This is a genomic window from Rhizorhapis sp., assembly GCF_035276005.1.
Taxonomy (GTDB): domain Bacteria; phylum Pseudomonadota; class Alphaproteobacteria; order Sphingomonadales; family Sphingomonadaceae; genus Rhizorhapis.
In genome coordinates this window covers 14,782-41,011 of sequence record NZ_DATEMB010000018.1, presented here as the reverse complement: position 1 = coordinate 41,011, position 26,230 = coordinate 14,782, and the positions used below count along the sequence as shown (strand labels likewise).

Annotated in this window: 25 protein-coding genes; 9 read left to right on the top strand and 16 right to left on the bottom strand. The window is 61.0% G+C overall.

Translation table 11 applies throughout. The features are described from left to right. Positions 1-13 precede the first annotated feature (13 nt). Positions 14-1,006, top strand: coding sequence for a type II secretion system F family protein (locus VJS46_RS05415; RefSeq protein WP_324058324.1), 993 nt, complete (start codon positions 14-16; stop codon positions 1,004-1,006). Positions 1,007-1,022: 16 nt separating this feature from the next. Next, a complete protein-coding gene (locus VJS46_RS05410; protein WP_324058323.1) occupies positions 1,023-2,018 on the top strand; it encodes a type II secretion system F family protein in 996 nt (331 codons plus the stop codon). Here the strand turns inward: VJS46_RS05410 and VJS46_RS05405 are convergent. Both VJS46_RS05405 and VJS46_RS05400 read right to left on the bottom strand, forming a co-directional pair. After that, positions 2,015-2,494, bottom strand: a complete 480-nt coding sequence (locus tag VJS46_RS05405) for an SRPBCC family protein (RefSeq protein ID WP_324058322.1) — start codon at positions 2,492-2,494, stop codon at positions 2,015-2,017. The genes VJS46_RS05410 and VJS46_RS05405 overlap by 4 nt on opposite strands. Further along, a complete protein-coding gene (locus tag VJS46_RS05400) occupies positions 2,478-2,837 on the bottom strand; it encodes a metalloregulator ArsR/SmtB family transcription factor (protein WP_324058321.1) in 360 nt (119 codons plus the stop codon). The genes VJS46_RS05405 and VJS46_RS05400 overlap by 17 nt, the downstream gene beginning before the upstream one ends. A gap of 106 nt (positions 2,838-2,943) precedes the next feature. On the opposite strand from VJS46_RS05400, the gene VJS46_RS05395 reads away from it, so the two are divergent. Next, entirely contained in the window at positions 2,944-3,225 is a 282-nt protein-coding gene (locus tag VJS46_RS05395; protein WP_324058320.1) for a hypothetical protein, read from the top strand. Positions 3,226-3,235: 10 nt separating this feature from the next. Here the strand turns inward: VJS46_RS05395 and VJS46_RS05390 are convergent, their stop codons facing one another. Next, entirely contained in the window at positions 3,236-3,553 is a 318-nt protein-coding gene (locus VJS46_RS05390; protein ID WP_324058319.1) for a hypothetical protein, read from the bottom strand. Positions 3,554-3,901: 348 nt separating this feature from the next. On the opposite strand from VJS46_RS05390, the gene VJS46_RS05385 reads away from it, so the two are divergent. Both VJS46_RS05385 and VJS46_RS05380 read left to right on the top strand, forming a co-directional pair. After that, complete coding sequence (locus VJS46_RS05385) at positions 3,902-4,078, top strand: hypothetical protein (protein WP_324058318.1); 177 nt, start codon at positions 3,902-3,904, stop codon at positions 4,076-4,078. Positions 4,079-4,259: 181 nt separating this feature from the next. After that, positions 4,260-4,724, top strand: a complete 465-nt coding sequence (locus tag VJS46_RS05380) for a CBS domain-containing protein (RefSeq protein ID WP_324058317.1) — start codon at positions 4,260-4,262, stop codon at positions 4,722-4,724. A gap of 5 nt (positions 4,725-4,729) precedes the next feature. On the opposite strand, the gene VJS46_RS05375 is transcribed toward VJS46_RS05380, so the two are convergent. From VJS46_RS05375 to VJS46_RS05320, 12 genes are all read right to left on the bottom strand, one after another. Further along, positions 4,730-6,625 (bottom strand): XrtA/PEP-CTERM system amidotransferase, encoded by a 1,896-nt coding sequence (locus VJS46_RS05375; RefSeq protein ID WP_324058404.1) that lies wholly within the window; start codon positions 6,623-6,625, stop codon positions 4,730-4,732. A 67-nt stretch (positions 6,626-6,692) separates the two neighbouring features. Beyond that, positions 6,693-8,222: an exosortase A gene (gene xrtA, locus VJS46_RS05370; protein WP_324058316.1), complete on the bottom strand. Its 1,530-nt coding sequence runs from the start codon at positions 8,220-8,222 to the stop codon at positions 6,693-6,695. Next, a complete protein-coding gene (locus VJS46_RS05365; RefSeq protein WP_324058315.1) occupies positions 8,219-9,463 on the bottom strand; it encodes a TIGR03087 family PEP-CTERM/XrtA system glycosyltransferase in 1,245 nt (414 codons plus the stop codon). Before VJS46_RS05365 ends, xrtA begins: the two co-directional genes overlap by 4 nt. Then, entirely contained in the window at positions 9,460-10,533 is a 1,074-nt protein-coding gene (locus VJS46_RS05360) for a FemAB family XrtA/PEP-CTERM system-associated protein (protein ID WP_324058314.1), read from the bottom strand. Before VJS46_RS05360 ends, VJS46_RS05365 begins: the two co-directional genes overlap by 4 nt. Continuing rightward, positions 10,533-11,402: an XrtA system polysaccharide deacetylase gene (locus VJS46_RS05355; protein WP_324058313.1), complete on the bottom strand. Its 870-nt coding sequence runs from the start codon at positions 11,400-11,402 to the stop codon at positions 10,533-10,535. Before VJS46_RS05355 ends, VJS46_RS05360 begins: the two co-directional genes overlap by 1 nt. Positions 11,403-11,431: 29 nt before the next feature. After that, positions 11,432-12,715: an XrtA/PEP-CTERM system-associated ATPase gene (locus tag VJS46_RS05350; RefSeq protein WP_324058312.1), complete on the bottom strand. Its 1,284-nt coding sequence runs from the start codon at positions 12,713-12,715 to the stop codon at positions 11,432-11,434. 35 nt (positions 12,716-12,750) lie between these two features. Continuing rightward, positions 12,751-14,364, bottom strand: coding sequence for a hypothetical protein (locus VJS46_RS05345; RefSeq protein ID WP_324058311.1), 1,614 nt, complete (start codon positions 14,362-14,364; stop codon positions 12,751-12,753). After that, positions 14,361-15,266, bottom strand: a complete 906-nt coding sequence (locus VJS46_RS05340) for an AAA family ATPase (RefSeq protein ID WP_324058310.1) — start codon at positions 15,264-15,266, stop codon at positions 14,361-14,363. Before VJS46_RS05340 ends, VJS46_RS05345 begins: the two co-directional genes overlap by 4 nt. Before the next feature lie 11 nt (positions 15,267-15,277). After that, positions 15,278-16,795, bottom strand: a complete 1,518-nt coding sequence (locus VJS46_RS05335; protein WP_324058309.1) for an XrtA system polysaccharide chain length determinant — start codon at positions 16,793-16,795, stop codon at positions 15,278-15,280. 42 nt (positions 16,796-16,837) lie between these two features. Further along, positions 16,838-17,482, bottom strand: coding sequence for an XrtA/PEP-CTERM system exopolysaccharide export protein (locus VJS46_RS05330; protein ID WP_324058402.1), 645 nt, complete (start codon positions 17,480-17,482; stop codon positions 16,838-16,840). A 274-nt stretch (positions 17,483-17,756) separates the two neighbouring features. Continuing rightward, positions 17,757-18,989, bottom strand: coding sequence for a pyridoxal-dependent decarboxylase, exosortase A system-associated (locus VJS46_RS05325; protein ID WP_324058308.1), 1,233 nt, complete (start codon positions 18,987-18,989; stop codon positions 17,757-17,759). Continuing rightward, the gene (locus tag VJS46_RS05320; protein ID WP_324058307.1) at positions 18,986-20,515 is read right to left on the bottom strand and encodes an acyl-CoA ligase (AMP-forming), exosortase A system-associated; all 1,530 of its coding nucleotides are present in this window, start codon (positions 20,513-20,515) and stop codon (positions 18,986-18,988) included. The genes VJS46_RS05325 and VJS46_RS05320 overlap by 4 nt, the downstream gene beginning before the upstream one ends. A gap of 50 nt (positions 20,516-20,565) precedes the next feature. Here VJS46_RS05320 and VJS46_RS05315 point away from each other — a divergent pair, with 50 nt between their 5' ends. From VJS46_RS05315 to VJS46_RS05300, 4 genes are read left to right on the top strand one after another with little or no spacing between them, the layout of a single operon-like run. Then, positions 20,566-21,597 (top strand): GNAT family N-acetyltransferase, encoded by a 1,032-nt coding sequence (locus VJS46_RS05315; protein ID WP_324058306.1) that lies wholly within the window; start codon positions 20,566-20,568, stop codon positions 21,595-21,597. Between the two features lie 41 nt (positions 21,598-21,638). After that, positions 21,639-21,908, top strand: a complete 270-nt coding sequence (locus VJS46_RS05310) for an acyl carrier protein (RefSeq protein WP_324058305.1) — start codon at positions 21,639-21,641, stop codon at positions 21,906-21,908. Next, on the top strand, positions 21,905-22,603 hold the full coding sequence (locus VJS46_RS05305) for a hypothetical protein (RefSeq protein WP_324058304.1): 699 nt from the start codon (positions 21,905-21,907) through the stop codon (positions 22,601-22,603). The genes VJS46_RS05310 and VJS46_RS05305 overlap by 4 nt, the downstream gene beginning before the upstream one ends. Then, positions 22,600-23,409, top strand: coding sequence for a hydrolase 1, exosortase A system-associated (locus VJS46_RS05300; RefSeq protein WP_324058303.1), 810 nt, complete (start codon positions 22,600-22,602; stop codon positions 23,407-23,409). Before VJS46_RS05305 ends, VJS46_RS05300 begins: the two co-directional genes overlap by 4 nt. Before the next feature lie 183 nt (positions 23,410-23,592). Here VJS46_RS05300 and topA read toward each other — a convergent pair whose 3' ends face one another. Then, complete coding sequence (gene topA, locus VJS46_RS05295) at positions 23,593-26,139, bottom strand: type I DNA topoisomerase (protein ID WP_324058302.1); 2,547 nt, start codon at positions 26,137-26,139, stop codon at positions 23,593-23,595. Positions 26,140-26,230: the final 91 nt, after the last annotated feature.

Sequence of the window (26,230 nt, the reverse complement as noted above, 5' to 3'; positions counted from 1 at the left end):
GCGGGACCTGAGCATGTCGAACGTGCAATTCATTCTGTTGATAGCGGTGCTGGCGAGCATCTTCTCGTTGCTCGCCCTCGCGTTTTCAGGTCCGTCCGCGTCCAAGGCGCAAGCCCGCCGGCTCGAGATGTTGCGGGAACGGCATTCTGGAGGCGCTGCGGTCCTTGAGGCGCAGATGCGCAAGGCCATTTCCAACTTGCCGAAGACCGATGGCGTCTTGACGTCGCTGATTCCCAACCCGGAAATGTTGCACAAGCGCATCAAGATGACGGGGAAGAACTGGACACTCAAGCAATATGCCAGCGCCAGCGCCGGCATTTCGGTGCTCGTTGCGCTATTCCTGCTGCTGCGCGGATGGGCGCCGCTGCTTGCTATCTTCCTTGGCCTGTTTGCTGGCCTTGGCCTTCCTCACTTGGTCGTGGGCCATCTGATCAACAAGCGCACCCTGAAGTTCACGGTGAACTTCCCCGACGCCCTTGAACTGCTGGTTCGCGGGCTTCGTTCGGGCCTACCCATTTCGGAGACGCTCGGCGTCGTTGCCCATGAACTTCCTGGTCCGGTCGGCGAGGAGTTCAAAATGATCACCGAACGCATCAAGATCGGCAAGACAATGGATGCCGCGCTTCAGGAGACAGCCGATCGCCTGGGAACGCCGGAGTTTCAGTTCTTCGTCATCTCGCTCGCCATTCAGCGGGAAACAGGCGGCAATCTTGCCGAAACGCTGTCGAACCTGGCGGACGTGCTGCGCAAACGCGCGCAGATGAAGCTGAAGATCAAGGCGATGTCGTCGGAATCGAAGGCCTCGGCCTATATCATCGGCGCGCTGCCGTTCATCGTGTTCGGGCTCATTTGCTACATTAATTATGAATATATGTCCCCCTTCTTCACTGGCGATCCCACTGGCCTCTTCGGCTTGGGGCTGATGCAGATCGTGGGCATTGGCGGGCTCGGCTGGATGTCCATCGGCGCCTTCATCATGGCCCAGATGATCAATTTCGAGATCTGAGGGAGAGGAACAAGAGATGCAAGCCGCCCCTCCCCCCGGAACCACTTTCATGGGCCTTACCGGCACCGACGTCGGGACGATCCTCGCCGCAATGGCAACCTTTGCCGTGCTGATCGCGATCTATGCCGCGTCCACGGTCCGCGATCCGATGGCCAGGCGGGTGAAGTCGCTGAACGAACGGCGCGAACAGCTCAAGGCGGGCATCACCGCCTCAACTGCGCGGCGCCGCGCAAAGCTGGTCAAAAAGAACCAGACGACCGACACGATGCGGTCGCTGCTGCAGAGCCTGAAGGTGCTTCAGGACGATCAGTTGAAGGAAGCACAGGTCAAACTCGCCCAAGCCGGCATCAGGTCCAAGGACTGGGCCATCGCCATCATTTTCGGGCGGATGGTCATGCCGATCGTGCTCGGAGGCGGCGCGGCATTGCTGATCTACGCGCTGGATTTCTTCCCGGATTGGAGCAGTTTCAAGAAGTTCGGCGCCTTCGCCACGGTTTTGCTGCTGAGCTACAAGGCGCCCGACCTGTTTGTGGACAACAAGGTCAACAAACGCGCCGCCGCAATCCGCAAGGGCCTGCCGGACGCGCTCGATCTTCTCGTCATCTGCGCCGAAGCTGGCCTGACGGTCGATGCAGCCTTCAACCGCGTCGCCAAGGAATTGGGCAAGGCCTACCCCGAACTCGGCGACGAATTTTCGCTCACCGCCATTGAACTGAGCTTTCTAACGGAACGGCGGCAAGCCTTTGAAAATCTTGCCACGCGCGTGAAGCTCGACGCCGTCAAGGGCGTGGTCACAACCATGATACAGACGGAAAAATACGGCACCCCGCTCGCCTCGGCGCTGCGTGTGCTGTCGGCGGAATTCCGGAACGAACGCATGATGCGCGCAGAAGAAAAGGCAGCGCGCCTACCCGCCATCATGACGGTGCCACTGATCCTTTTCATTCTGCCGGTGCTCTTCGTCGTGATCCTTGGACCCGCAGCCTGCTCGATCTCAAAGGCCTTTTCCTAAGCAGCGGCAAGGCTCAAGGCATAATCATCAAGCTGGGTGATGCAACTGTTCCAGCCATCGAAGAATCCCATTTCTTCATGGCTGTCTCGCCCAGCCTTGTCCTTGTGCATGACATGGGCGGTGTAGCGCGTGCCCTCGCCCTCATCCTCCATGCTGATGATGGCGGTAAAGGGCATCCAGGGCGTCGCTGGACGCCACCCTCCCGTCATAAGGCTGGTGAAGACGACGCGCTCCATCGGCAGGATATGAAGGAAAGAACCCGGAGTATCGCTCACACCGCCGTCCGGGCCCCGCATGGTCGTGTGGAACGCGCCCCCTGCCTTCAGGTCAAAGGCGCGAACCTCTGTCGTCCATGGCTTTGGGCACCACCACTGCTTCAGATGCTCCGGATCGGCCCAAGCCTGCCATACCCGTGAACGTGGCGCCCTGAGCAGGCGGGAGATGATCAGATCGAGTTCCTCATTCGCTTCGGCCATCACGCTTCTCCTCCAAATTGCTCCCGATTCCTTCAACAAAATCGGCCAGCCTGTCAGTCCGACCTTCCCACAGCGCCCGCTGCTCCGCCATCCACACCTCCGCGCTACGCAGAGGCTTGGGCTCCATTCGGCAAGTCCTCACTCGTCCCACTTTTTCCGAGCGCACCAAGCCGCTCTGCTCCAGCACTGCGATGTGCTTCATGAAGGACGGCAGGGCCATTCGAAAGGGCGCGGCGAGTTCCTTTACGGAGGCAGGCCCCCTGCCCAGCCGCTGCACAACCGCCCGCCGGGTGGGATCCGCCAGCGCACCAAAGACCGAATCCAGAGATGAATAGTTATCCATATGGATAACTAATATTGTAATCCTGTTCCTGTCAATCCGCGTCGGAACCCTCCCGCCGTTCCGCCCGTTGATCCCCCAACCTCAACCCAAGCTACGGGACACCGCCATGATCAGGAAGCTCCTCTTCACCGCCGCTGCCGTCTTCATCGGCAAGAAACTGATGGATGCCCAGAAGCGCAACAATACGGCCTCGGGCGCGGACGCCAATCGTGCAAGCTCCAGCGGCGCTGATCAAAGCGGCCACAAGCCCACCGATCTTATGTCAGATCATCACCCCGGTCCGGGCGAGCGGGCTCCTGAAGCATTCCGTCCCAATCCCACGGCCCCCGTGGCGCCGGAAGATCGCGACTCAATGCGTCCGGCCACAATGCCATTGGACGGGACCTGATCAAGCCGGGTTAATGGCGCGCGCCTCCGAACCATTTCTCCATGGCTGCGGCCACTGCTGAGCCAATGGCCTGAGCGGTGTCGCCCATCTGGTCCAGCCCCTTGTCGGCAGCGTCCCCAGCCTTCTTCGCGCCCTTGCCAGCCTTCCGGTGCCCATCGGAAGCGGTAAGGGCCGCAGCGGCGGCGATGAGGCCTGAGGCAATAAGTTCCCGGCCTAGCGGGGTCCTCGCCAGTGCCAGCATGGAACCGCCTGACTTCCGTAATTCCTTGGGCAGCTTTATACCTGCAATACGCTTCGGAAGTTTGGATCCCGCATCCTGTTTTGCCATTCCAGCCTCCTGACCAACAAAGGTTGCTTGAGAACAAGCGCCTGCCGGCAAAACTGTTCCGGGACGACTTGTTCACCATTAGGCGGATAACCGTCACGGCCCGCCTCGGGCGTGGCATTTTGGCAACGAAATACAAGGTTGAAGCACCCATCTAATGGGCAAATTGAGGCCCAACTAGTTGTCATTCCTCAACAATCACAAAAAGTGCACCACAAGCGGTACAGATTATGTTATCAGAGTCGCTGTACAGAGGTCGTGCCAGCGGCCGATGTCAACGCCTGTGATGATCAATATACAACATGCACATCACTAATGAGGCGCAGCCACATGTCGAAGGAGAGGACCGGCATGGACTTGAACTATCTTTTTTACCGCCAGCAAATGTCGCTGTTGCGCGCTAGGTGCGCATCCAGCCCAGAAAGCCGCGCGGCACATGAAGGGCTGGCCAGAGGCTATACCGAGCAAATCCTGGCCTACCGCAACCATAATCGCCGGCTGATCTTGGCTGAGCGCGAGAACGCCTGAAAAGGCGACCCCACGGCTCCCCTCTCCCTTCCCCCTTGGGGGAGGGGACGCCACCCCCTACACCCTCAATCCGATTTTAGCCCCGATTTTCAGTCACATATCTTGTCCGATAGGTATTTTTCCGCATTGTCCTACCGCAAGGGCCCGTCCTAGCCTGAAGCCAATATAAGGGAGTGAGATAATGAGGACGATCAACGGAACTTCGCGTGTGGCCGAGGCCATGAGCCAAGGCCTGTGGACGGCAGCGCCCGACATGACGCTTCGCCAGGCATCCACATTGATGGCCGCCGAATATCTGGACATGCTGACTGTTGAGGATGACGACGGCCATGCGATCGGGATCATTGCGTGGCGGACGGCGCTTGAAAGCGTTGCGCGGGGCATGGGCGAGTTGCCGGTGACGGCTGTCATGGAACCACTGCGTGAAGTCTGCCATCCGGGCGATATGCTTGATCATGCCCGCACGCTGATGGCTGCGCTTGATACCTATGACTTGCCGGTCTGCGATTTTGAAGGGCATCCGCTGGGCATCGTTTCCTTCGGGGGCGCGGCCGGGGACAGAGGGCGTTACAGTCCGGTCCTTCCTACATCCTTCCGCCCATCAGGACGAGGATTGGGCGGCGATCCGGCGGCGACCGTTCACTGAAATGCTCAGAGGCTGAAAAGCCTGCCGAGGGAACGATCCAGCATTGTGAGTTGCCACAGCAGCCGGCCATGATCGCTAAGGCCGCTGCGATGTTCCGCCGCCGCGCCTGCGATAGCCCTGGTGTCAAACCAGCCGGTTCGGGCCAGAACGGAACCCGACGCGATTGCGGCAGCCTGCTTTGCCAGAGGACCACGGAACCACTGGCCGACTGGCGTGACAAAGCCCATTTTCCGCCGGTACAGGATATCCTCAGTCAGATAGGGCTCCATGGCCTTCTTCAGCAGATATTTTCCGTCGCGCCCCCGCAGCCGCATCGAAACGGGTAGCCGCGCGGCAAACTCCACCAGCCGGTGATCAAGCAGCGGCTCGCGAGCCTCCAGCCCCACCGCCATGCTCATCCGGTCCGTCTTCGTAAGAATATCGCCCGGCAACCAGATTTTGAGATCGGCATATTGAGCACGGTCCAGCGGGTCCCGCGCCGGTGCTTCGCGCATGGATCGGATATAGCGATCCTCAGCCCGATGGCCCTGCAATGCAGACAGGACGTCGGGAGCAAACAACCGCTTTCGCATCGCCTGCCCCGTTACCCCGACCGAGGCGGCATAAGCCTCTGCGCCATCGCGAGCCAGATTGAGCAACGTGGTTTTTGCCCGCAAGGGCTGGGGCGCCCAGTCCGCCTTTGGATAAAGGCGCGCCAGCGTTCCGAATAGCGGGCCCCGGACGGCTTGCGGCAAAAACCCGCGCAACCGTTCTTCGCCCTGCTGGAAGAGATGACGGCGATAGCCGGCAAAGGCCTCATCGGCGCCGTCGCCGGAAAGCGCCACCGTCACCGTTTCCCGGGCAAGTTGGCAAACCCGATAGGTCGGCAAAGCCGATGCATCCGCGAATGGCTCGTCAAAATGATGGGCAAGCGTGTCGATCAACGGATAGTCGTCCGGTGACACGAGCCGCTGGCGATGATCGGTGGCGAAGCGTTTTGCGATACGCGCGGCATAATCGCTTTCGTCGAGAGCGTCGACGTCAAAGCCGATGGTGCAGGTCTTGACCGCCCGCTTGCTGACCTCCGCCATCAGCGCAACGACGGAACTGCTGTCGACCCCGCCAGAGAGAAAAGCCCCCAACGGTACGTCAGATACCATGCGCGAACGCACGGCACTCTGCAGCAGTGCAAGCAGTTCTTCCTTCAATGCCGCGGGCTTGGCCGTACTTCGGTCGGCAAAGCTCACATCCCAATAGCGGCTGGGCGGCGGCAAGGGTTTGCCCCGGCGCAGAAGCAGCGTCTCGCCCGCACCGAGCTTCCTTACCCCTTTCACGATGCATGCATCGTCGGGCACATAGCCGAGGCCCAAAAAATCCTCTACGGCGTGCACATCCGGCTCTTTCCGGAGCAGCGGGTGGACCAGCAGGCCCTTCAGCTCCGAGGCGAAGATCAGGCTTCCGTCCGATAGCGTCGCATAATGCAGCGGCTTCACCCCCAGCCGGTCGCGCACCAGCCAAAGCGACTGCTCCCGCGCGTCGAACAGGGCGAAGGCAAACATGCCGTCGAAATGATGGACGCATTCCCTGCCCCATTGCCGCCAGCCATGAAGGATCACTTCGGTATCGCTATGCGTGCGGAAGACATGCCCTTTGGCTTCCAGCTCGGCCCGCACCGCAGCAAAGTTGTAGATTTCGCCGTTGAAGGTGACGGCCAACGCCTCGTCTTCTGTCAGCATCGGCTGAGCGCCCCCGCCAAGATCGATAATCGAAAGCCGCCTGTGCCCCAGCCCTACCCCAGGCGCGGTCCAGATACCCGAACCATCCGGTCCTCGATGCACCATGGTGTCGGTCATCAGACGGACTCTTGCCGGATCGATCGGCTTGGCCGTTTCGAGATGAAAGATGCCCGCTATGCCGCACATGCGAAGTGGCTCTATGCGCAAACAGGCGGCGGGGAAACCGCCTTTGCCCAGCAACAACGGGAAAAAGTCATTTTCTGCCCGCGCTTTGATCGGCCAGGCGGCGGAGCGGTCCCAGATCATGGAGGAAAGCCTGAATGGCGGCGCTGGCTGGCTGCTTATCCCTCTCCTCGGCGGAAATGAGGATCGCCACAGCTCGCTGGTCTCTACCCAAAAGACGTGCCTTCAGCGTTTGCAGCTTCACCCCGGCTGAACTGCCGGTGATCGTTCCTCCGATGCTGTAATAGCTCGCGACATGGCGCGTCACCGGTCCCGGTGCGACAATGCGCTCGCCATGCCCGCCATGCGGAACTTGAACCGGTGAAGACCAGGCCCATTTGCTGTCGGGATCCACCGCTCCCTGGCCGAAGCCCACCAGCTCCCGCCCTTCTTCCTGCCTGGCAAATACGGCAATCGCCAGATCCGCTTCCCGCCCCTTGGCATTGCGGTAGCGGCCGAGCAGTTGATGGTCGGCACCAGCAAAGCGAGGCTCCCATGGATAAGCGGGGCGATAGTCCACCTGGGTCCAGCCTGGCACTTCCGGAAGTGTGATCTGGTCCGGCACCGGCTCCGAAGCTGCCGCCATGGTAGCGGACCATGAGGATGGAAGGGCCAGGAGCGCCAGAAGAAGAGGTATGGCCACCACCGATCGGCTAGGCTCGCCCGGCCCTGTCCTCAACTTGTCAGGATCGAAGAAGGGCTCGTCTGCCCTCCGGTCGAACAGCGGCCAGCCAGCCGCCATGACCAATGCAAGTACGACGGCGAAGAAGACCCAGCCATAGACCACATGATCGAAACCCACGGCGAAGTCGGAACTCGTCAGATGTGCCACATAAATGGTCCCGAACGCGCGTATGCCATTGGCCAGGACAGCAATGGCGAGCGACATCAGTAGGAATATCAATCTTCTAGGCCAGCTTTTGAAGCAAAGGTTGCAGACCAGAGCCGCATAGGCCGCCATGGCGATCAGGAACTTCGCCCCCGAACAGGCCTCGGCCACTTCGAAATAGCCGGTCGGCGTGGATATGAAGACGCCGCTCAAATAGGCGGGAATCCCTGAAAGCCCTAGGATAAACATGGAAATATGCGCCGTAACCATTTGCAGTACAGGCACGAATTCTTCACCGAAGGGGACCAGAAAGAAGGCATAGGCCAGCGGAAAAGCCAGACCTCGAGAAACCGCAGGTCCGAGGGCCGTCAGGACCGCCCCCTGGAGCATCAGGATCAACCCCGCATGCCGGGCAAGCGCCAGGCTGGCCGCGTCTCCAAGCAGCCAGGCCAGCCCTCCAGCCGCGATCCAAAGCAGCCCCGGCCACCAGGGCATTGGCGTCAGGAGCTTCAGTTCCGCCGCCCGCTGCTGCACCAGCCATGCGATGATCAGCGGAATGAGCAGGCAGTGCCCATAGCTGGAGGAACTCCACCAGATGGAAACCATCGCCCGCGCATCGTCCTGGTAGATCCAAAGACAGGCAAACCAGGCGACGCCTAGCAGGACAAGCTGCCTCGGCCAGCCGGCGCGTATGACGACATTCCAGCGGGTGGATATAGCCCTGGCCGTCATAGGGCGCGGGCCTGCTTTTTAACGGGCTCGCGCGCCCCACTGACAATGAGTGGCAGAGAGGCAAGCGTGGAATCCCAACTATATCGCGCCTCGACGCGCGCTCGCGCGGCGCTTCCCAGGCGCCGCGCAGCTTCCCGGTCCTGCAGAAGGTGGAGCGCGGCAGCAACTTCGGCCGGACTATCGGGCGCGACGAGCAAATGCGTGCCCGCAACCGCGTCAATCCCCTCGGCAGCCTGAGGCGAGGCAATCACCGGCCGCGCCATTGCCATCGCCTCCAGCACCTTGTTCTGGATACCCCGCGCCAGCCGCAGCGGCGCCACGACAATGTCGGCCGAGGCAAGCCAGCCCCGCACATCATCGACCGCGCCCGTCACTATCACGCCGGGCAGCGATCCAAGCGATTTGACCGAAGGGGCCGGATTACGCCCCACAATGGCGAAACGGGCTTGAGGATGGCGTTCCCTGATATGCATGAAGCTCCGGCGGGCAAAGCCGTCCACCGCCTCGATGTTGGGGCGATAATCCATCTGCCCCGTGAAAACGAGCAGCGGCCCGCCGCCCCTCTGTTCCGGGCTCAACGGCTCGAAAGCGGCCCCCGCGCTGAAATAGTCAAGATCGACACCATTTTCGACCGGCATGACGCGATCAGAGCTTAGCCCGGTCAGCCCCCCAAACAGTTCGGCCTCCGCCGCGCTGACGAACAGGCTCAGGTCCGCGCGCCCGGCGACCTGCTGCTCAAAGGCGAGGAGTTTCCGGGCTTCGCGGCGATTGATCCAGCCCATCGGTCCGCCTTGCACCTCGCCATAGGCGGCATATTTCGCTGAATCCACGTCCACGAAATCCATGATGAAGCGGACGCCGGATGGTAGCGCCGGCAAAAATTGCGCAACCTGGCTCGAATAGGCAAACACGGCGGAAATTGGCCGTTCCACCAACAGCCGGGCAATATGCGCACCCATTTCGGGATGATCGAACAACGCAACCGACAGGGGCCTTCCCTTGATCAGCCCAGCCACCGCCGCTACCGCGGGCCTCCGATTACGCAAGATGATCTTTTGACTAGCCGCCACTTCTTCCAACGCATCGGCATGGGCCATATCCTCCGCATTGTCGGCAAAGGCAGCGATGTGGGCCGGGGCGATTCTGGCAAGCCGCTTCACGATGTTCCAGGATCGAATCTTGTCGCCACGATCGGGTGGAAAGGGGACGCGGTGAGCGATGAAGAGAATTTCGCCGTTCATCCCAAGCCCCGCGCGATATGGGGACCAATGCAATTGGCAAGGCCAAGCGGCAGCTTTCTCCACAGCTCAACCTTGCGCTGATATTGCGGGCTCAAAGGATTGACGTCCCGCAACTCATGCCCTTCGGCAGCGCGGACATGGTAGCTGAGCGGTTCCCCTTCCCAGCCCCAGCTTTTCTTCCAGGCCGCGGGTCCGGTCCCGCCCTTGGAACGGCCGAAATCGAAGAGGCGATAGCCCCGCTCCCGCGCCAGGCTCATCAGGCGGAAATAGGCCACCTCATTGGAACGCAGCGCGCGCGCGGACGTGCTCGACCCTTGCCAATAGGGCATGCAGGCCGCGCCATGATAAAGGCTCAGGATAGAGGAGACCGGCTTCCCATGGTGGAAGACCACCGCAATGTCGGCATCCTCTCCAAAGCCGTCGAGGACCGCTTCGAAAAGGGTGCGGGGGAATACCGGCGTCCCCAGATTGTGGACGCTGCGAGCGAAAAGCGCATAATGGATGTCGCGTAGCCGCCGGTCCCTGCCAATCTCGAACTGGAGATTATTGGCCAGCCCCTTGCGCAGTTCCGCGCGGTGCTTGCGGGGTACAGCCTGCAACTGCGCCTCGTCGTCCGTTTCGAGGGGCTTGCGGAAACCCATATAGGTCTTTGATTTCGTGACCCAGCCCCCCGCTGGCGCTGGCCCGCCACGCAATTCTGCCGTGGTGCAGCCAAGACTTTCCGCCAGCGTCCAGCACGCTTGCGCCAGCGTCTCCGCCACATGATCGCCGTCTGCCAGCATGCCGCCTCCGACCGCAAATCCGCTGGACACCAAAGCACGGCCGAACAGCCAGGAACGGATTTCGGTCAGGGGCAGGACGCCCCTGATTGCCCCGGCGGCATCGCGGGCAACGAGATAATGCGCCTTCTGTCCCGTCCCGGTTGCGACCGCCTTGATCCATGCCGGGCGGTGGAACGGCGTTGAATCCGGCCGGCTCCGCACAAAAAGCTCCAGCGCCGACAGTTCCGCCGGATCGTCAAGATCGGCGAGTGTCACCGCTAGAGCGTCAGGATTGAAGGGCGCGTTCATCAGGCGGCCTTCGCAAGCGGCGGGAAGGCAAGGGCCTTCGCGCGCTCATCTCTCAGAATCTGATCGATCCGCCCCCATCGGAAATCTTCCGTAGCTTTCCTGAGCTTGCCTTCCATTGCCGACAATCGGCTATAATGCCTTAGCCTAGACCTCAGCGGAGCAGCAGCAACGCGCGGCTGATCGGGGTCCATTTCCCAAGGATGGAAGTAGATGATCGCGGGCCGACCTTCGCCATTCACCTGCCGGATCGCCCATTTTGAAAAGCCATAGGGCAGCAGCCGGAAGAAACCGCCGCCGCCCGCGGCCAGTGTCCGGCCCCCAAGCCGGGCAGTGGTGACTGGCAACTCCACAAGCTCGCTGCCCTTCACTGGCAAAAAGGCAAATCGGGGCGCTTCCGGCCAGCCATAATGGTCGTGCCTCACCGGCGCGACGCTGCTTGAATAGGCATAGCCCTCCTCCGCCAATACGGCGTGAGCCCAGGGATTCCGTGCATCGATAGAGAAACTGGGCGCCCGATAGCCGGTAACGGCCCTCCCGGCCGCATCTTCGATCAGCCGCCGCGATTTCCTGAGATCCTGCCGGAATTCCTCCGGCGTGAATGTGAAGACCCGGCGGTGATCATGGCCATGGCTGGCTATTTCATGTCCCGCCTCTGCAATACCGCGGATGAGAGCGGGATAACGTTCTGCCACCCAGCCCAATATGAAGAAGGTGGCTTGAACCCTGGCTTCTTCGAACAGCGCCAGCACGGCGTCACAATTGCGCTCCACCCGGCAGGGCAATCGCTCCCAATCGGCGCGTGATATCGTGCGCTCAAAGGCGCCGACCTGGAACCAGTCCTCGACATCGACGGAAAGGGCGTTCAGCATCGATCCCGGGCAATGCCCCTCCCCTTTGGTCAGGCGGCCCGGCTGCCGCGCAGATAAGCCATTTCCTTATCGTCCCGCTCGACCCAATCGACCAGCAGCGCGAGCATCTGGCGAATTGCCTTTTCCTGTTCGTCGAGCCGCATTTCCAAGCTGGCAATGCGAGCGAGTGCCTCCTCGACGCGCAGATCGGGACCGTTTGGCGCCGCACGGGCAAGCCGTGGTCCCTCCACCGCCTCACGAAGCTGTTCGACCTCAGCCCTGAGACTGGGCTCGTTCCGGTTCTGATCGAAACGGAGCGAACCTGGAGTTTTCTTGTTTTCCGTGATTTCCGCGTCGCCCGATGATTCCATCTGGCTCGAAATCGCTCTGGCAGCCTGCGTGGGTGCGGGCTGCTCCAGCGGCGGCGTAACTGTCCAGGCTTCCTCAATGACTTGTACCGGCTCGGGTGCTACGGCCTCCGTCTTTGGCTTCGGGGCGGCGGCGAGCGGCTTTGCGGCTTCTTCGTCCTGGGCCATGTCAGCGATCACCGCTTCCACGACCTTGCCGTCGATCACCCGCAGCTTGTCGATGGCCCCCAGCAGCAGCACACGGCTGGCAAGCGCATTGATGCGGCGGGGGATGCCGTCAGTCGCCCTGAAAATCTCGACAAATCCGTCGGCGGTGAATTGCGGGTTGCCGTTCCAGCCGACCAGCGACAGCCGGTGCAGAATATAGGGTTCCACCTCATTGGGCATTATGGGGTCAAGGTGATGTGTGGCGATCACCCGCTGGCGAAGCTGCTCCAGCGCCGGAGAAATCCGCAGCGTGTCCCGGAATTCGGGCTGCCCCAGCAGGAATATCTGCAGCAAGGCCTGACCGCCGAGCTGGAAATTGGACAGCATACGCAGTTCTTCGAGCGCGGAGATTGGCAGGTTCTGTGCCTCATCCACGATCAGCAACGAGCGGCGGCCCGACCGCGCCCGCTCGTGCAGCCAGGCTTCGATGCGGCCCAGCAATACCGCTTTGTCTGCGCCATCCACAGATACCCCAAAGGCCTGTGCCGCAAGCCGCAGGATGTCGTCACCGTCCACCTGCGTCGAAACGATCTTCGCGGCCGTCAGCCGGGCGGAATCGATGGTGGCCATCAAATGCCCGACCAATGTTGTCTTGCCCGCACCAATGTCGCCAGTGATGACGATGAAGCCCTCGCCCTGTGCCAGCCCATAGCCCAGATAGGACATCGCCTTTCGATGGGTGGTGCTTTCAAAATAAAAATGCGGATCGGGGGTGAGCTGGAAAGGCCGTCCCGTCAGTCCGTAAAATTGATCGTACATGCTCACTTCTCCGCGGTGCCAGAATCCCCGGTAGTTCAGAATTGGTAACGAAGACCTAATTGCGCCAAAGCCGAAACGGTGCTTTCGAAGCCGTCAGCATCCACACTGTCGATGCCAAGCGCAGCCGTGCCGCGCAGACGGTCCGTGAAATTGCGGTAATAGCCTGCATAGGCGCCCATATTGTAGACATCGATCGTGCCCAGCACGGCGCTGTCGAAATAATTGGCGTAGAGCTGGACATCTACGCCGGACTTTTCGTCCAGGCGGCGGGCGGCGAACAGATTGGCGGAGTAATTCTCGTCCAGCTTGCCGTTTACGCCAGCGAAGATGCCCGTATCAGGCGCGATGAACTTGCGCCGCGAATAGCCGAGCGCCACGCCATAATCCCACCTGCCCGACCGGCTGCTGAGCTGCGCCGCGATCCCGCGATGGCGGAAATTGGCCGCGCTGATCGCCTGAAGCACGTCGTTGAAGCAGACACCGCCTCCCTGCGTCCCGAAAGCGCAGCCAGCAAAGTCGCCACTGAAGGGATTGCTGGCAATGGTGAAGCTGGTCGGGAGGCTCGCCAGATTGTCGTTGATCTGCCGCCCAAAGCTGCTGATCCCGTCATAGGCCGCAACCTGCAGGCTGGTGCGCCCATTGGGCTGATAGCTGAACATGCCGGTATAGGTCATTGAGCCATAGCGCCGCCCGACATGCACCTCCAGAGAGGTCCGCCGGCTGGGCCGCCACATCACCCCAGCGTCCCAGATGAGGCCGTCCTGATCGTAGGTCAGTTCGCGCGGGGCGCTCTTGTCTGTGACGAAGCGGCCCTTGCTGTCCACCACGGGATTGCCGCCCGCATCGAGCAGAACGTCCCGCTGGCTGATCTCGATATCTTCATAGCCAATGCCACCCACCAACGCGATATGCCCAGAAACGGGCACGGTCACATCCGCGCGGACATGCTTGCCCTCATAGCGCTGGTCAAGCTGGCCGGCGTCCTCACGGTCATAGCCTGCGCCGACGGACCAGCCGAAGGGCCGCTCGCCCGGCTGCATGCCAACCGCCACCTGCGCGCTGTGATAGACGCTATCGTCATAGCCCCCCAAGGTCTGAACCCCGGTTGGCGTCGTGACGTCAGTATCGCTGTCGACCCGCGAATATCCAAGGCGATAGGCAGCGTTGACGCTGAGTTCGCCGACATGCGTGGCGAGCGTTGGCCCTGCATAGGCGGAGTAGATCTCACCTATATTGTCGCCGATCAGCGTGCCATTTGCCCCGCCCAGACCATCGGTTCGCGCTCTTGTGGCAATCGCACCGCCTTCAAGGCTCAGCGCATCGCCGATGATACTCACGCGCCCTCGGGCAAGGCCGCTCACCACATCCTCGTCGCCCAGATCATTGTTCCAGGAAAAATGATGCTCATAGCGCAGGTTGACCTGTCCCTCTGCCCGCCGGGTCTGGACACTCGCATCGACGCCCACGGCAACGGAACTGTAGGTCAGCACATCATCGCTACCGCCCTTCAGGTCAGCAATGAAGACCTGATCCAGTTCCAGATAGGGCGACACGTCGCTACGCTTTGCCGCTGAGGCAGGTGTCGCGAGGCCGGCAAACAGAAGCAGCGCCGCCGCCGCGGCAGGCAAATGATTGAATACGGCTTTCATGCGCCACCCTGCCCGTAATAGCTCCCGAAGCGGCGGCCGCCGGGCGAGAATTTCACTCCGTTCAGGAGCAACTGAATATTGTCGCAAGCGGCCAACAGGCCCACGGCATCGCGCAACGCCGTCTCGGTCGTCTCATCCGCCCGCACCACGAGCACCGTCTGCCCCACATGCCCGGCAAGCGCCGCAGCAGGGGACGCCGCAAGAATTGGCGGGGAGTCGAAGATCAGGATGCGATTTGGATAGGGCGCCGTCAGTGCATTGAGCACGGCCCCGGTACGCGACGAAGCCAGATATTCGGTATCGGCATTGGTTTGCCGTCCAGCGGGCAGCACGAAAAGACCAGGCAAATCCGTGCGAATGACGCAATCCGCGACGTCCATAGCCGGGTCGGCGAGTGCATCCATAAGACCCGGACTGCCAGCAATTCCAAGTGTGGAAAGGATGCTGGGCTTGGCGAAATCGGCATCGACCAGCAGAACCTCGACATCCTTTTCGGCGGCGATGGAAAGCGCCAGATTGACGGCGCAGAACGTCTTGCCTTCGCCCGGATGTGCCGAGCAGATCAGAATCCGCTCTGCATGGAGTATCTTTTCACCCTGCCTACCTCCGGCAGCCGTGAGCAGAAGCTGACGCTTGATGATTCGGAATTCCTCGGAAAGTCCACTGATGGGACCATCGGGGAGGACAAAACCGGCTTGGCGCAGGGCAGACTGGTCAACAGACTGTACCGGCCTTTCATCAGCGGTGGGACGGAAAACGGAATCCACGGCCTTGGCAGCGACAGCGGAGGGCGTGGGCACTACGGGAGTTGCCTTGCTGCGGAGAGCATCCGCGAAATCATAGATTTCCGCAGCGCGTTCCAGCAGCGATCCGGTAGGCTTGGCCGGGCGATTCTGATTCATCTCTTCTCCCTTCAGGCCACCAGTCCGCGCTGGATGAATTCCACCGCCACCAGCAGCAGGCAGACCGCGACCAGCGCGCCGCCTACTCCAGCAAAAAGGCGCAGCTTTTTGGCGCGCAGTTCGCGCTGGGCCGCCGTCAGGGTCTCTGTCACAGCGCCGACTACGGGGAGACCAGTCAGCCGCTCAAGCCGCGCTGCCGTCGAGTAGGTCGTACGCAATTGCCCCTTGGCGAATGCCGCTCCGACGCCACCGCCCACCCCCGCGACCAGCACGGCCAGCAATAAAAGCGGCCGATTGGGCGCCGCAGGTGTCCTGGGGCTGCTCGGCGGATCGATTACACGAAACTGGATGGCATCGGTCTTTGCCCTGGCGTCCCCGCGCAGACGGATGTCCTCGCGGTCTGCGAGCATCTTGTCATATTGTGCTTTCAGCACGTCATAGTTGCGGCTGAGCTGCGCCTGTTCGGCGGCTACGCCCGGCTCGCTGGCCTGCTTTTCCGCCAGCCGCTGCATGTCGCCAGTCAGTTGCGCCTTGCGCGCGGCGAGCGCCGATACCGCGGCCTGCTTCTCTGCCTGCATGCTGCGGATGGAAATATAGGCAGGATTGGGCGTACCGCCCCCTCCGCCGCCACCCGATCCCATGGACTTGAGGTTCGCAAGCTGGCGCTTCAGCGCAATCACATCGGGATGATTGTCGGTCCATCCGCGCGCCCGCGCCGAAGCCAGCTCGGCCTGGGTCGCGCTATAGGCGCTTCCACCGCCACCGGCGCCCGGGGTGGCGATCGTCGCCGGAGTGGAGGCGAGCTGTCCATTCATCGCCGCTAGAGCGCTCTGCGCCGCCACAAGCTGCGATTCGATCTGGTTCAGTTCCTGTCGCGCGGCATCCATGCGCTCGCTGATCGAGCCCGTGCCGGGAAGCAGGCCCAGATATTGCTGCTCGAACTCCATGCGTTTCTGTTCTGCTTCCTGGAGTTGCAGTTCCCGCTCAGCCAATTCGTTGTCCAGGAACTTGAGCGTCTGGCTGGTCTCCGCCCGATCGTCGGCGAGATTTTCCTCAACGAAGATATCGATCAGCTTCTGGACCACCGCCGTCGCCATTTTTGCATTGGCGGCGTCGGACATGCCGCTGTCCGCCGATGTGGCCGTGATTTCGAACAGATTATCCTGCTGGGCCACGACCTTGATGTTTGTCCGCAGCATCTCGACCTTGCCCGCCATGTCACGGGGGCTCGCCACGCTGAGGCTGAGGTCGGTGCCCCGTACCACCTTTTCCAGGTTGACGGTGGACGTCAAAGTCTGGCGGACGCGGTCGACCTCCTTCTGCTGCTCGATCGGCGTGATGCCCATCTTGCCGGGCAGGATCGACTGCATCTGCACAAAGATGCGGGCACGCGATTCATAGCTGTTGGGGATCAGCGCCACGGCAAGCCAGCCGACCGCGCAGATCGCCCAGGCAACGCCAAGCGCCAGCCAGCGGCGATTCCAGACGCTATGCGCCGCAATCAGGATTTCATCATAAATATTATTCATAAGTTACTGAAAATCCTGTCCCCTGAACCAGCAAAGCGCTCCCTAGAACATGCTCTCCGGAATGATGATGACGTCGCCCGGCTCCAACCGGACGTTTGCCTTGCTCTCACCCTTTTTGAGCAGGTCGCCGATGCGCAGCCCATATTCCGCCTGCTTTCCGCTTCCCTTGTCGAAGCGCACCAGCCGCGCCTTGTTACCGGCGGCGAACTCAGACAGGCCGCCCACCGAAATCATGGCGTCAAGCAGCGTCATATTGGCGCGATAAGGGATTGAGGCAGGCTTTTCGGTCGCTCCGACAATTCGGACCTGCTGAGAAAAAGTCCCCGCGAAATTATTCACGATCACCGAGACGATCGGCTGCTGGATATATTGCGAAAGCTGCAGCTTGATGTCCTCGGCCAGCATCGAAGGCGTCTTGCCCACCGCGGGCATGTCCGTGATGAGCGGGGTCGTGATGCGGCCATCGGGACGCACTTGGACCTTCGCGCCAAGCTCCGGATTGCGCCAGACGAAGATCGTCAGTTCGTCCAGCGGCCCAATGATATATTCCTCGCCGGGCCCCTCTTCAGCCGAAACAAAGGAGGCTGGCGGAAGCTGCTGCCCCCCGCCAGTCGAAGAACAGCCCGCCAGCGCCATGGCGCCAAGCGCAAGCGTCAGGAAAAGACCGGATTGCCGCGTCATACGCATTATATTCACCCTCATTGCCCGCACGCACAGACCATCGCTCACGGCGACAATCTGCACAGGATTTCAGTCCGCTATGCCGAGAAAGGGTGAAGATTGGGTTAGGATTGATTTCGAAGGGGAAATGAGAGTGCCGAGATCCTGCGAGGCGAAATCTTTTAAGCCTGGAAATCTTTCCCGTTCGGGCTGAACCTGTCGAAGCCCATTTACTTCTTCAAAAAGAAGTAGAGCCCTTCGACAGGCTCAGGGCCAACGAATTTTCTATTCGAACAATTTCTTACTCCACCAGCATCTCAAGCGGCGGCTTATGCCCCAGAAAGGCTGACGGACTAGCGCTCGCGCCATAGGCGCCCGCGAGGAAAATGGCGACGATATCGCCGGGCCCTGCTTCAGGAAGCGCAACCTTCTCTGCCAGCCGGTCCAGTGGGGTGCACAGGCATCCCACGACGCTCACGGGCTCTTCTGCCGGATCGATGCCAAATTTATTGGCGATCGCGACTGGGTAATTCCGCCGGATCACCATTCCGAAGTTGCCACTTGCGGCCAATTGATGGTGCAGACCGCCGTCGACGACCAGATAGGTTTCGCCCTGGCTCACCTTCCGGTCCACGATCCGGGTGAGGTAAACCCCTGACTCGCCGACAAGCCAGCGGCCGAGTTCAATGGCAAATTCCGTGTCCTTCAAAATGGGGGGCCGGTTCTCCAACGTTTCGGACAGCGCGGCTCCGACTTTCTCCACATCGACCGCACGGTCGCCCGGGAAATAGGGAATGCCGAAACCGCCGCCGAGATTAACAAGCGGTGGCGCGGCTCCGGCTTCCTCCGAAAGACGCGCGGCCAGGCCAACGGTGGCGCGCTGCGTCTCGATCAACGCCTCTGCGTCCAATGTTTGGGAACCTGCAAATATATGAAATCCGCGCCACTGCGCTCCCTCCTGGATTAAATTCCTGGCGAGCGTCCCCGCTCGGTCGGCATCGATTCCGAAAGGCTTTGAACCACCCCCCATGCGCATGCCCGATCCCCGCAGGTCGAAGTCGGGATTTACGCGGACGGCAAGACGCGGCCTTTTGCCAAGCTTGTCTCCAATGGCAAGCGCACGATCCGCCTCCCCCTCAGATTCCAGGTTGAGCGTAACTCCGGCCATGATTGCGAGCTTCAACTCATCGTCGCGCTTTCCGGGCCCGGCAAAGCTTATCCGTTCCGCAGGCATACCGGCTGCCAGAGCCATCTCCACTTCCCCGCCGGAAGCAACATCGAAACCGTCGGTGAGCCTCACCATCTGCCTCAACAATGGACCATAAGGATTTGCTTTTATGGCATAATGCAAAGACACGCTCGCCGGAACGGCCGCACGGAACCGCGCCACCTGCGCCTTCATTACGTTAAGATCATAAACAAAGAGCGGCGTATCCCCTGCCTCGTCAATAAGGGAGGCCGCGCCGCATCCCCCGATGAGGAGCATGCCGTCCTCCCCGGAAAAGAAAGGGGGTATGGGACCCATCGGCTTCATGGCCTGAACTCCTGCGCCAGCTTCACCCGGTCGATCTTGCCATTTGGATTGCGCGGAAAACCCTCCACGAAGCGAATATATTTGGGCTGCATGAAATTGGGCAGCTGCGCCTTCAGATGCTCTTTCAACATATGTTCGGCCTGCCCCTGCTCGATGTCTCCACGCTGCCTTAACAGCAGCGCTATGGCAGCGCCAAGCCGCTCGTCGGGAGTACCCAATGCGACAGCTTCCACAATATCTGAACTTTGAACCGCGACCTCTTCGATTTCCGTGGGGCTGATGCGATTGCCGGCGCTCTTGATCATCGCATCGTCGCGCCCGACAAAATAGAGCAGCCCTTCAGCGTCCCGCCTCACCATGTCACCGGACCAAACCGCTATTCCTCCATAGAGGGACGCGGGCGGCGCCGGGCGGAAGCGCTCTGCCGTACGTTCAGCGTCCTGCCAATAGCCTTTGGCTACCAAGGGCCCTGCATGGACCAACTCGCCCGGCTCATCGTCCACAGTCAGGCTGCCATCGGGGCGGACCACCAATATTTCGGCAAATGGAATGGCTTTGCCCATGCTGTCGGGATGGCTGCTGACCAGGGACGGGTCAAGATAGGTCGACCTGAACGCTTCGGTCAGCCCATACATGGGATAAATGTCGGCTTGCGGAAACATGTCCTGCAAACGCTTAACCAATGGCCGGGTCAATGCTCCACCGCTGTTCGTCAGCCGCTTCAGTCTGGCTGCTGTCTCAGGAGGCCAGGGATGTTCGGTCAACTGAACCCAAAGCGGCGGCACGCCCGCCAAGGTCGTAATATCATATTTGCTGGCCGCCTTCATGACGTCGCGGGGGGTCAAATAGTCCAGGGGAACCGCGCATCCCCCAGCCGCCCAGGTAGAAAGCAACTGATTCTGCCCATAATCGAAGCTCAGCGGCAGCAAGCAGAGCGTCCGGTCCTGCGGGGAAAGGCGCAAATAATGCGCTACCGACACCGCTCCGAGCCAGAGATTCGCGTGGCTGAGCATCACGCCCTTGGGCCGCCCCGTCGATCCGCTGGTATAAAGGATGGCGGCAAGCTCGTCCGGACCTGCGGAAGAAGGCGGCAAAAAGTCCCGCCAGCCGTCAATGGCCGCTTCCCCCTCGCCCTCGGCGGCGAGATCACATCCTTGGGGCACATTTCCGGCCTCCAGCGTGTCGAGCCGTGACTTTGTTCCTGTCAGCAGCCTTGCCCCGCTATCGGCCAGGATATGCGCCACCTGCATATGCTTGAGCAGCGGATTGACCGGCACATGCACCAGCCCCGCGCGGGCGCAGGCCAGCGGCATCAGGCAGGCGAGCCTGGTCTTGCCCATCCAGCTTGCCACCCGCCCCCCGGTTTGGGGGACAGTCTGGGCGAGCCAGGCGGCCAGCCGGCCCACCGCCGCGTCCAGCTCTGCATAGCTGAGGGTGCCGAAACGCCCTTCAAGCGCGATGGCGTCCGCTGTCCCTTCGCGGCACAGATGATCGATGGGTTGCGGTTCTGAATCCAGTGACGTCATGATCCGCTTTTTGTTATATCCTCCCCCGAAATAACAAGGGAGAAAGCGCTTTGTGGGTCAAAGGGGAATATCATGACGATTTCGCCGACGTCCGGAAAGCATCGCGCGACAGTTTAAGCCGGCAAAATCAGCGGCACATCTTTGACCGGATCGACTGGATCGAAAAGCTCTACAACTACTGCTTTTCCGGCTATCCGCCTCTCTACGTCCGCGCCCGCGCAGAGGGAGCTGAAGCGTGGCTCTTCCTCTATCATCGCCGTACGGGCGAATATCATTCGCTTGCCAATTGGTATAATTTCTCATTCCGCCCGGTTTTCGCTGGAAATCCTGACGACAGGACGCGGATGGCGCTATTGAAGGCGATGGCCCGGCGGCTGCGGGGCCGGGCAGCCCATATTGTCCTGCGTCCGGTTACTGACGAGAACGATCTCATCCGCCTCATCACCCGCGCGTTCCGTTCCGCTGGTTGGGCCGCCGTGGCGCAGCCTGTCGATACCAATCATTATCTGGACCTCGGCGACCGCGACTTCGACAATTACTGGTATGTCCGCCCCGGCGCGCTTCGCAGCACCGTTGACCGCAAGGCGGCAAAGTTTCCCGTCGATATTCAGATCCACAGCCAATTCTCCCCCGATATTTGGGGCGAATATGAGGAAGTGTACGAAAATAGCTGGAAACCGAAGGAAGGCAGCCTTGCCTTCCTTCGCGCCATTGCAGAACAGGAGGGCGAGGCGGGAAACCTGCGCATCGGCATCGCGCGAAGCAATGGCAAGGCCGTGGCCGCCCAGTTCTGGACCGTCGACAATGGGATCGCCCTGATCCACAAGCTGGCGCATCGGGAGGATTCCGCCGCCGGGTCCCCCGGAACGCTGCTCAGCCACGCGATGTTCCGCCAGGCGATAGACATCGACAAGGTCCACCGCATCGACTTCGGCACCGGCGATGACAACTATAAGCGGGACTGGATGGAGGAGGAACGTCCGCTCTATCAAATCGACTTTTACAACCTTCGCCGCCCGGCGAGCTGGATTCCCGCACTTAAAAGCTGCATTTCCGCCCTTGTCCGCTCCCGCAAGAAATAATAGGGGGAACCCCCGAATATAGGGCAATCCTGGGGGAATAGATGCACGAAGGCGTGGATATCGTCGAGCATACGGTACGCTCCGTACTGCATGACGTGCTTGGCATCTCGGAAGAGAGGCTGGCGCTTTTCGACGAAACCACGCCGCTTTTCGGTGCTTTGCCGGAAATGGATTCCATGGCGGTCGCGGGCCTTCTCACCGAGCTGGAAGACAGGCTCGGCATTATCATTGAGGATGAGGATGTCGACGGCGAAACCTTTGAAACCCTCGGCAGCCTGATCCGCTTTGCCACGGACAAGGCGCTGGGGTGATCTGCCAGTACAGCTTTTCCGGCAATAGCGAGCAATATGTGCACCTTGGCCGGAAACATCCGCGCCAAATTCTGATCATCCCGCCCTTTTTTGAAGAAATGAACCGCACGCGGTGGCTGTTGCTGGCAGCGATGCGGACGCTCGACGAAGCACGAATCGGAACGATACTGCCAGATCTGCCCGGCCAGAATGAAAGCCTGGTGCCTGACAGTGAGATCAGTCTTGGCATTTGGCGCGCAGCTCTGGAGCGGCTCGCGGCCCAATCCGGCGTCATTATCGACATGATTGCAGCCTTCCGGTCCGGGGCGATCCTGGATGATGCCGTGAACTGCTCCCGCAATTGGCGCCTTGCGCCAGAGGATGGTCCGGGCCTGCTGCGTCAACTGGTGCGCACGCGCCTCGCCGCCGACCGGGAAGCCGGAGCTGCCAGCAGCAAGGCCACTCTGCTCCTAGAGGCGCGGCAACAAGGCATGCTGTTTGCGGGCTGGGAAATACCTTCAGTGATGATCCAGGAACTGGAGGCCAGCAGCCTGCCCGTCCATGACGAGGTCAGAACTGTCCTGCTTGAAGGCAGCAGCGCCCCTGCCGACGCCTATGTGAGCGGCAAGCCGCTGTGGCGGCAAAGCGAGCCGCAGGAAGATCATTGGCTGGCACAACAGATCGCCGCAGACCTCGCCGCCTGGATGCCTAGATGAGGCAGCAAGTCCAGTTTTCCTGCCGGGGATGCGAACTGGCCGGCAGTATCGATGATGGCCGCTCGGCGACTGGCCTGCTGATCGTTTCGGGGGGCAATGAAGTTCGTGCCGGGGCTCATCGCGGCATGGCAAAGCTTGCCGCCCGCCTTTCACGCGATGGGTTTCCCGTTTTCCGCTTCGATCGCCGCGGAATAGGCGACAGTGAGGGCGAAAATGGCGGATTTCTGTCTTCCAGCCCCGATATTGCAGCGGCTCTCAAAGCCTTTCGCCAGGCTTGTCCCAGGCTGGATCGGGTGGTTGCTTTTGGCAATTGCGACGCAGCAACCGCCCTTGCCCTGCACCATGATCCCGAGGACATTGCAGCGCTGCTCCTCGCCAATCCCTGGGTGATAGAGAATGGCAACGGCATGCCCTCTGCCGCGGCCATCCGCCGCCGCTACTGGGAACGCCTGCGCAACCCACGCAAGCTATGGGAATTGGCGACCGGACGGATCGATTATTCCCGACTGTTGCAGGGAGTAAGGGTCGCGAGTGGCAATGGCGAGGAAAGCCCTCTAGCCCGGAAAATGGCTCGCGCCTTGTGTCAAAGCAGGCTGCCGGTAACCTTCATTCTTGCCGAGGGTGATAATACGTCAATGGCGTTTCAAGACGCATGGAACCGCCCTTCCTTCAGCCCGCTCCATGGCGGCGGCCGGGTCCGCACAATCAGGATCCCGACTGTGTCCCACAGCTTCGCGGGCCGGGAAGACGCCGAGGCCCTCTACCGCGCGATACGGAATATGCTGCACCACATTTCAATGGGTTGAGCGGGTGGCCTGTAATGTTGACGTTCCCAGAGACCTGATTTCCGTCGTCCTCGCGAAGGTGGGGACCCGCTTCTCTTCGACGGAGTTTAAGAAACAGCGGGCCCCCTGCCTGCGCAGAGCGACGGCTCATTTTTCTCAATGGCAACTTCCATTCAAAGCAGCCATTCCCAAGAAAAATCGCCGCTATCCGGCCTTGGCCTTCGTCTTCGCCGGCGCTTTCTTTGCCGTGCTTTTCTTCGCCGCCGCCTTCTTCTTGCCCTTGGCAGGCGCCTTCGCCGCCCGTTCGTCGATCAGCTGAGCAGCCTCCTCAAGGGTGAGGCTGTCCTTATCCACTGTCTTGGGAAGAGTCGCATTGATGGTGCCGTCGGTCACATAGGCACCATAGCGCCCATCCATCAGCTTGATCGCAGCACCGGTCCGAGGATGCTCGCCCAAAGCCTTTAGCGGCTCGCGGCTAGCGCCGCCGCTCGCACGGCCGCCCCGGCCAGCAGCGTCGGCGAGCTTCGCCACTGCGGCGTTCATGCCGGTATCGAACACCTCTGCCGTGCCCGACAGCCGCGCATATTTGCCGTCATGGGCAAGATATGGGCCGTAGCGGCCAATGCTGGCGGTGATCGGCTTTCCGGTTTCGGGATGATCGCCAATAGTCCGCGGCAGGCTCAGCAGCTTGACCGCCCAATCGAGGCCAAAATCCTCACCCGGAATATCGCGGGGTATAGAGGCACGAGCCGCCTCCTTGCCGCTTCCCATCTCGATATAGGGCCCAAAGCGCCCGGATTTCCGAACGATGTCCTGCCCGGTTTCGGGATGCTGTCCCAATATTTCGGGCTGGTCGCTTTCGCCATTGCCTTCATTGCCGCCCGGCTGGCCGAATTTGCGGGTATATTTGCACTCGGGATAGTTGGAGCAAGCAATGAACGCACCAAAGCGCCCGCCGCGCAGCGACAGCTTGCCTTCGCCGCACATTGGGCAGGCGCGCGGATCGCTGCCGTCCCCCCGGTCGGGGAAAAGCATGGGCGCCAGGAACTTGTCCAGCTCAGCGGTGACTTCAGAGGGCTTCTGTTCCATCACCTCGGACGTTTTGGGCTTGAAATCGCGCCAGAACGCCTCGAGCACCTTTTGCCACTGCGCTCGGCCGCCGCTGACCTCGTCCAGCTCATCCTCAAGCGCCGCCGTGAAGTCATAGGAGACATAACGTTCAAAGAAGCGTTCGAGGAATGCGGTCACGAGCCGGCCGCTCTCCTCCGCAAAGAAGCGATTCTTTTCGATGCGAACATAGTTGCGGTCCTTCAACGTCTGCAGCGTCGAGGCATAGGTAGAGGGACGGCCGATCCCGAGCTCTTCCAGCTTCTTGACGAGACTCGCCTCGCTGTAGCGCGGTGGCGGCTGGGTGAAATGCTGCTCGGCGGAAACGGACTTCTTGGCGGGCGCATCGCCCTCCTTCATGCGCGGGAGGAGCTTGCCCCCTTCCTCATCGCTATCATCGACGCCTTCCTCATAAAGCGTCAGAAAGCCGGGGAAAATGACAACCTGGCCTGTGGCGCGAAGACCGGTGCGTCCAGTGCTGTCCCGCAACTCCACCGTAGTGCGCTCAAGACGCGCCGATGCCATCTGGCTCGCAAGAGCCCGTTTGAAGATCAGGTCGTAAAGCTTTGAATGATCGCCAGAACCCAGTCGCTCCCGCTTGAAATCCGTCGGACGGATCGCCTCATGCGCCTCCTGCGCATTCTTGGCCTTGGTTTGATATTGGCGCGGCTTTTCCGGCAGGTAGGAACCGTCATAGCGGTCGGCAATCGCCTTGCGCGCGGCGGAGATGGCGCTGCCGTCCATCTGGACACCGTCCGTACGCATGTAGGTGATTGCCCCATCCTCATAGAGCTGCTGCGCTATCCGCATGGTATGGCTGGCGGAAAAGCCCAGCTTGCGGGCCGCCTCCTGCTGCAAGGTGGAGGTGGTGAAGGGTGGCGGCGGATTGCGGGTGAGAGGCTTTGTCTCAACGCTTTCCACCTTGAACTGCGCAGCTTCGACATCGGCCTTGGCGGCATCTGCATCGCCCCGCTGGCCGAGCGTCAGCTTCTCGACCTTTTCGCCCTTCCAACGGACAAGACGCGCGGTAAAGCCTTGGCCGCCCTGCTCCATTTCAGCCGAAACGGACCAATATTCCTGCGGCTTGAAGCTTTCGATCTCCCGCTCGCGGTCAACGACCAGGCGAAGAGCCACGGACTGCACACGGCCAGCCGACTTGGCGCCGGGCAGCTTGCGCCACAGCACCGGAGAGAGGGTAAAGCCGACCAGATAATCGAGAGCCCGCCGGGCGCGATAGGCATCGATCAGATCTTCATCCAACCCGCGCGGCTGCGCCATTGCCTGAGTTACAGCATCCTTGGTGATGGCGTTGAAAGTGACCCGGTCCACCTTTTGAGGCAGCGCCTTTTTCTTTTTCAACACCTCCTGCACATGCCAGCTTATCGCTTCGCCTTCCCGATCAGGGTCGGTGGCGAGAATCAGGCGGTCGGCCTTCTTGGCCTCATCGCTGATGGCCTTTAGCTGCTTGCCCTTGTCCGCATAATTTTCCCAGGCCATGGCAAAGCCATTGTCCGGATCGACAGAACCATCCTTCGCGGGCAAGTCGCGCACATGGCCATAGGAGGCCAGCACGCGAAAATCGCCGCCCAGATATTTCTCGATGGTCTTCGCCTTGGCTGGCGATTCAACAATGACTAGCTGCATGTTCCCGCTTGTTCCGTCCTTACGCGTACACGCACGAGGCTGGCGGCGAACCCGGCCAGCCGTCAAGAGCCGGGTGGATATGCGTATTTTG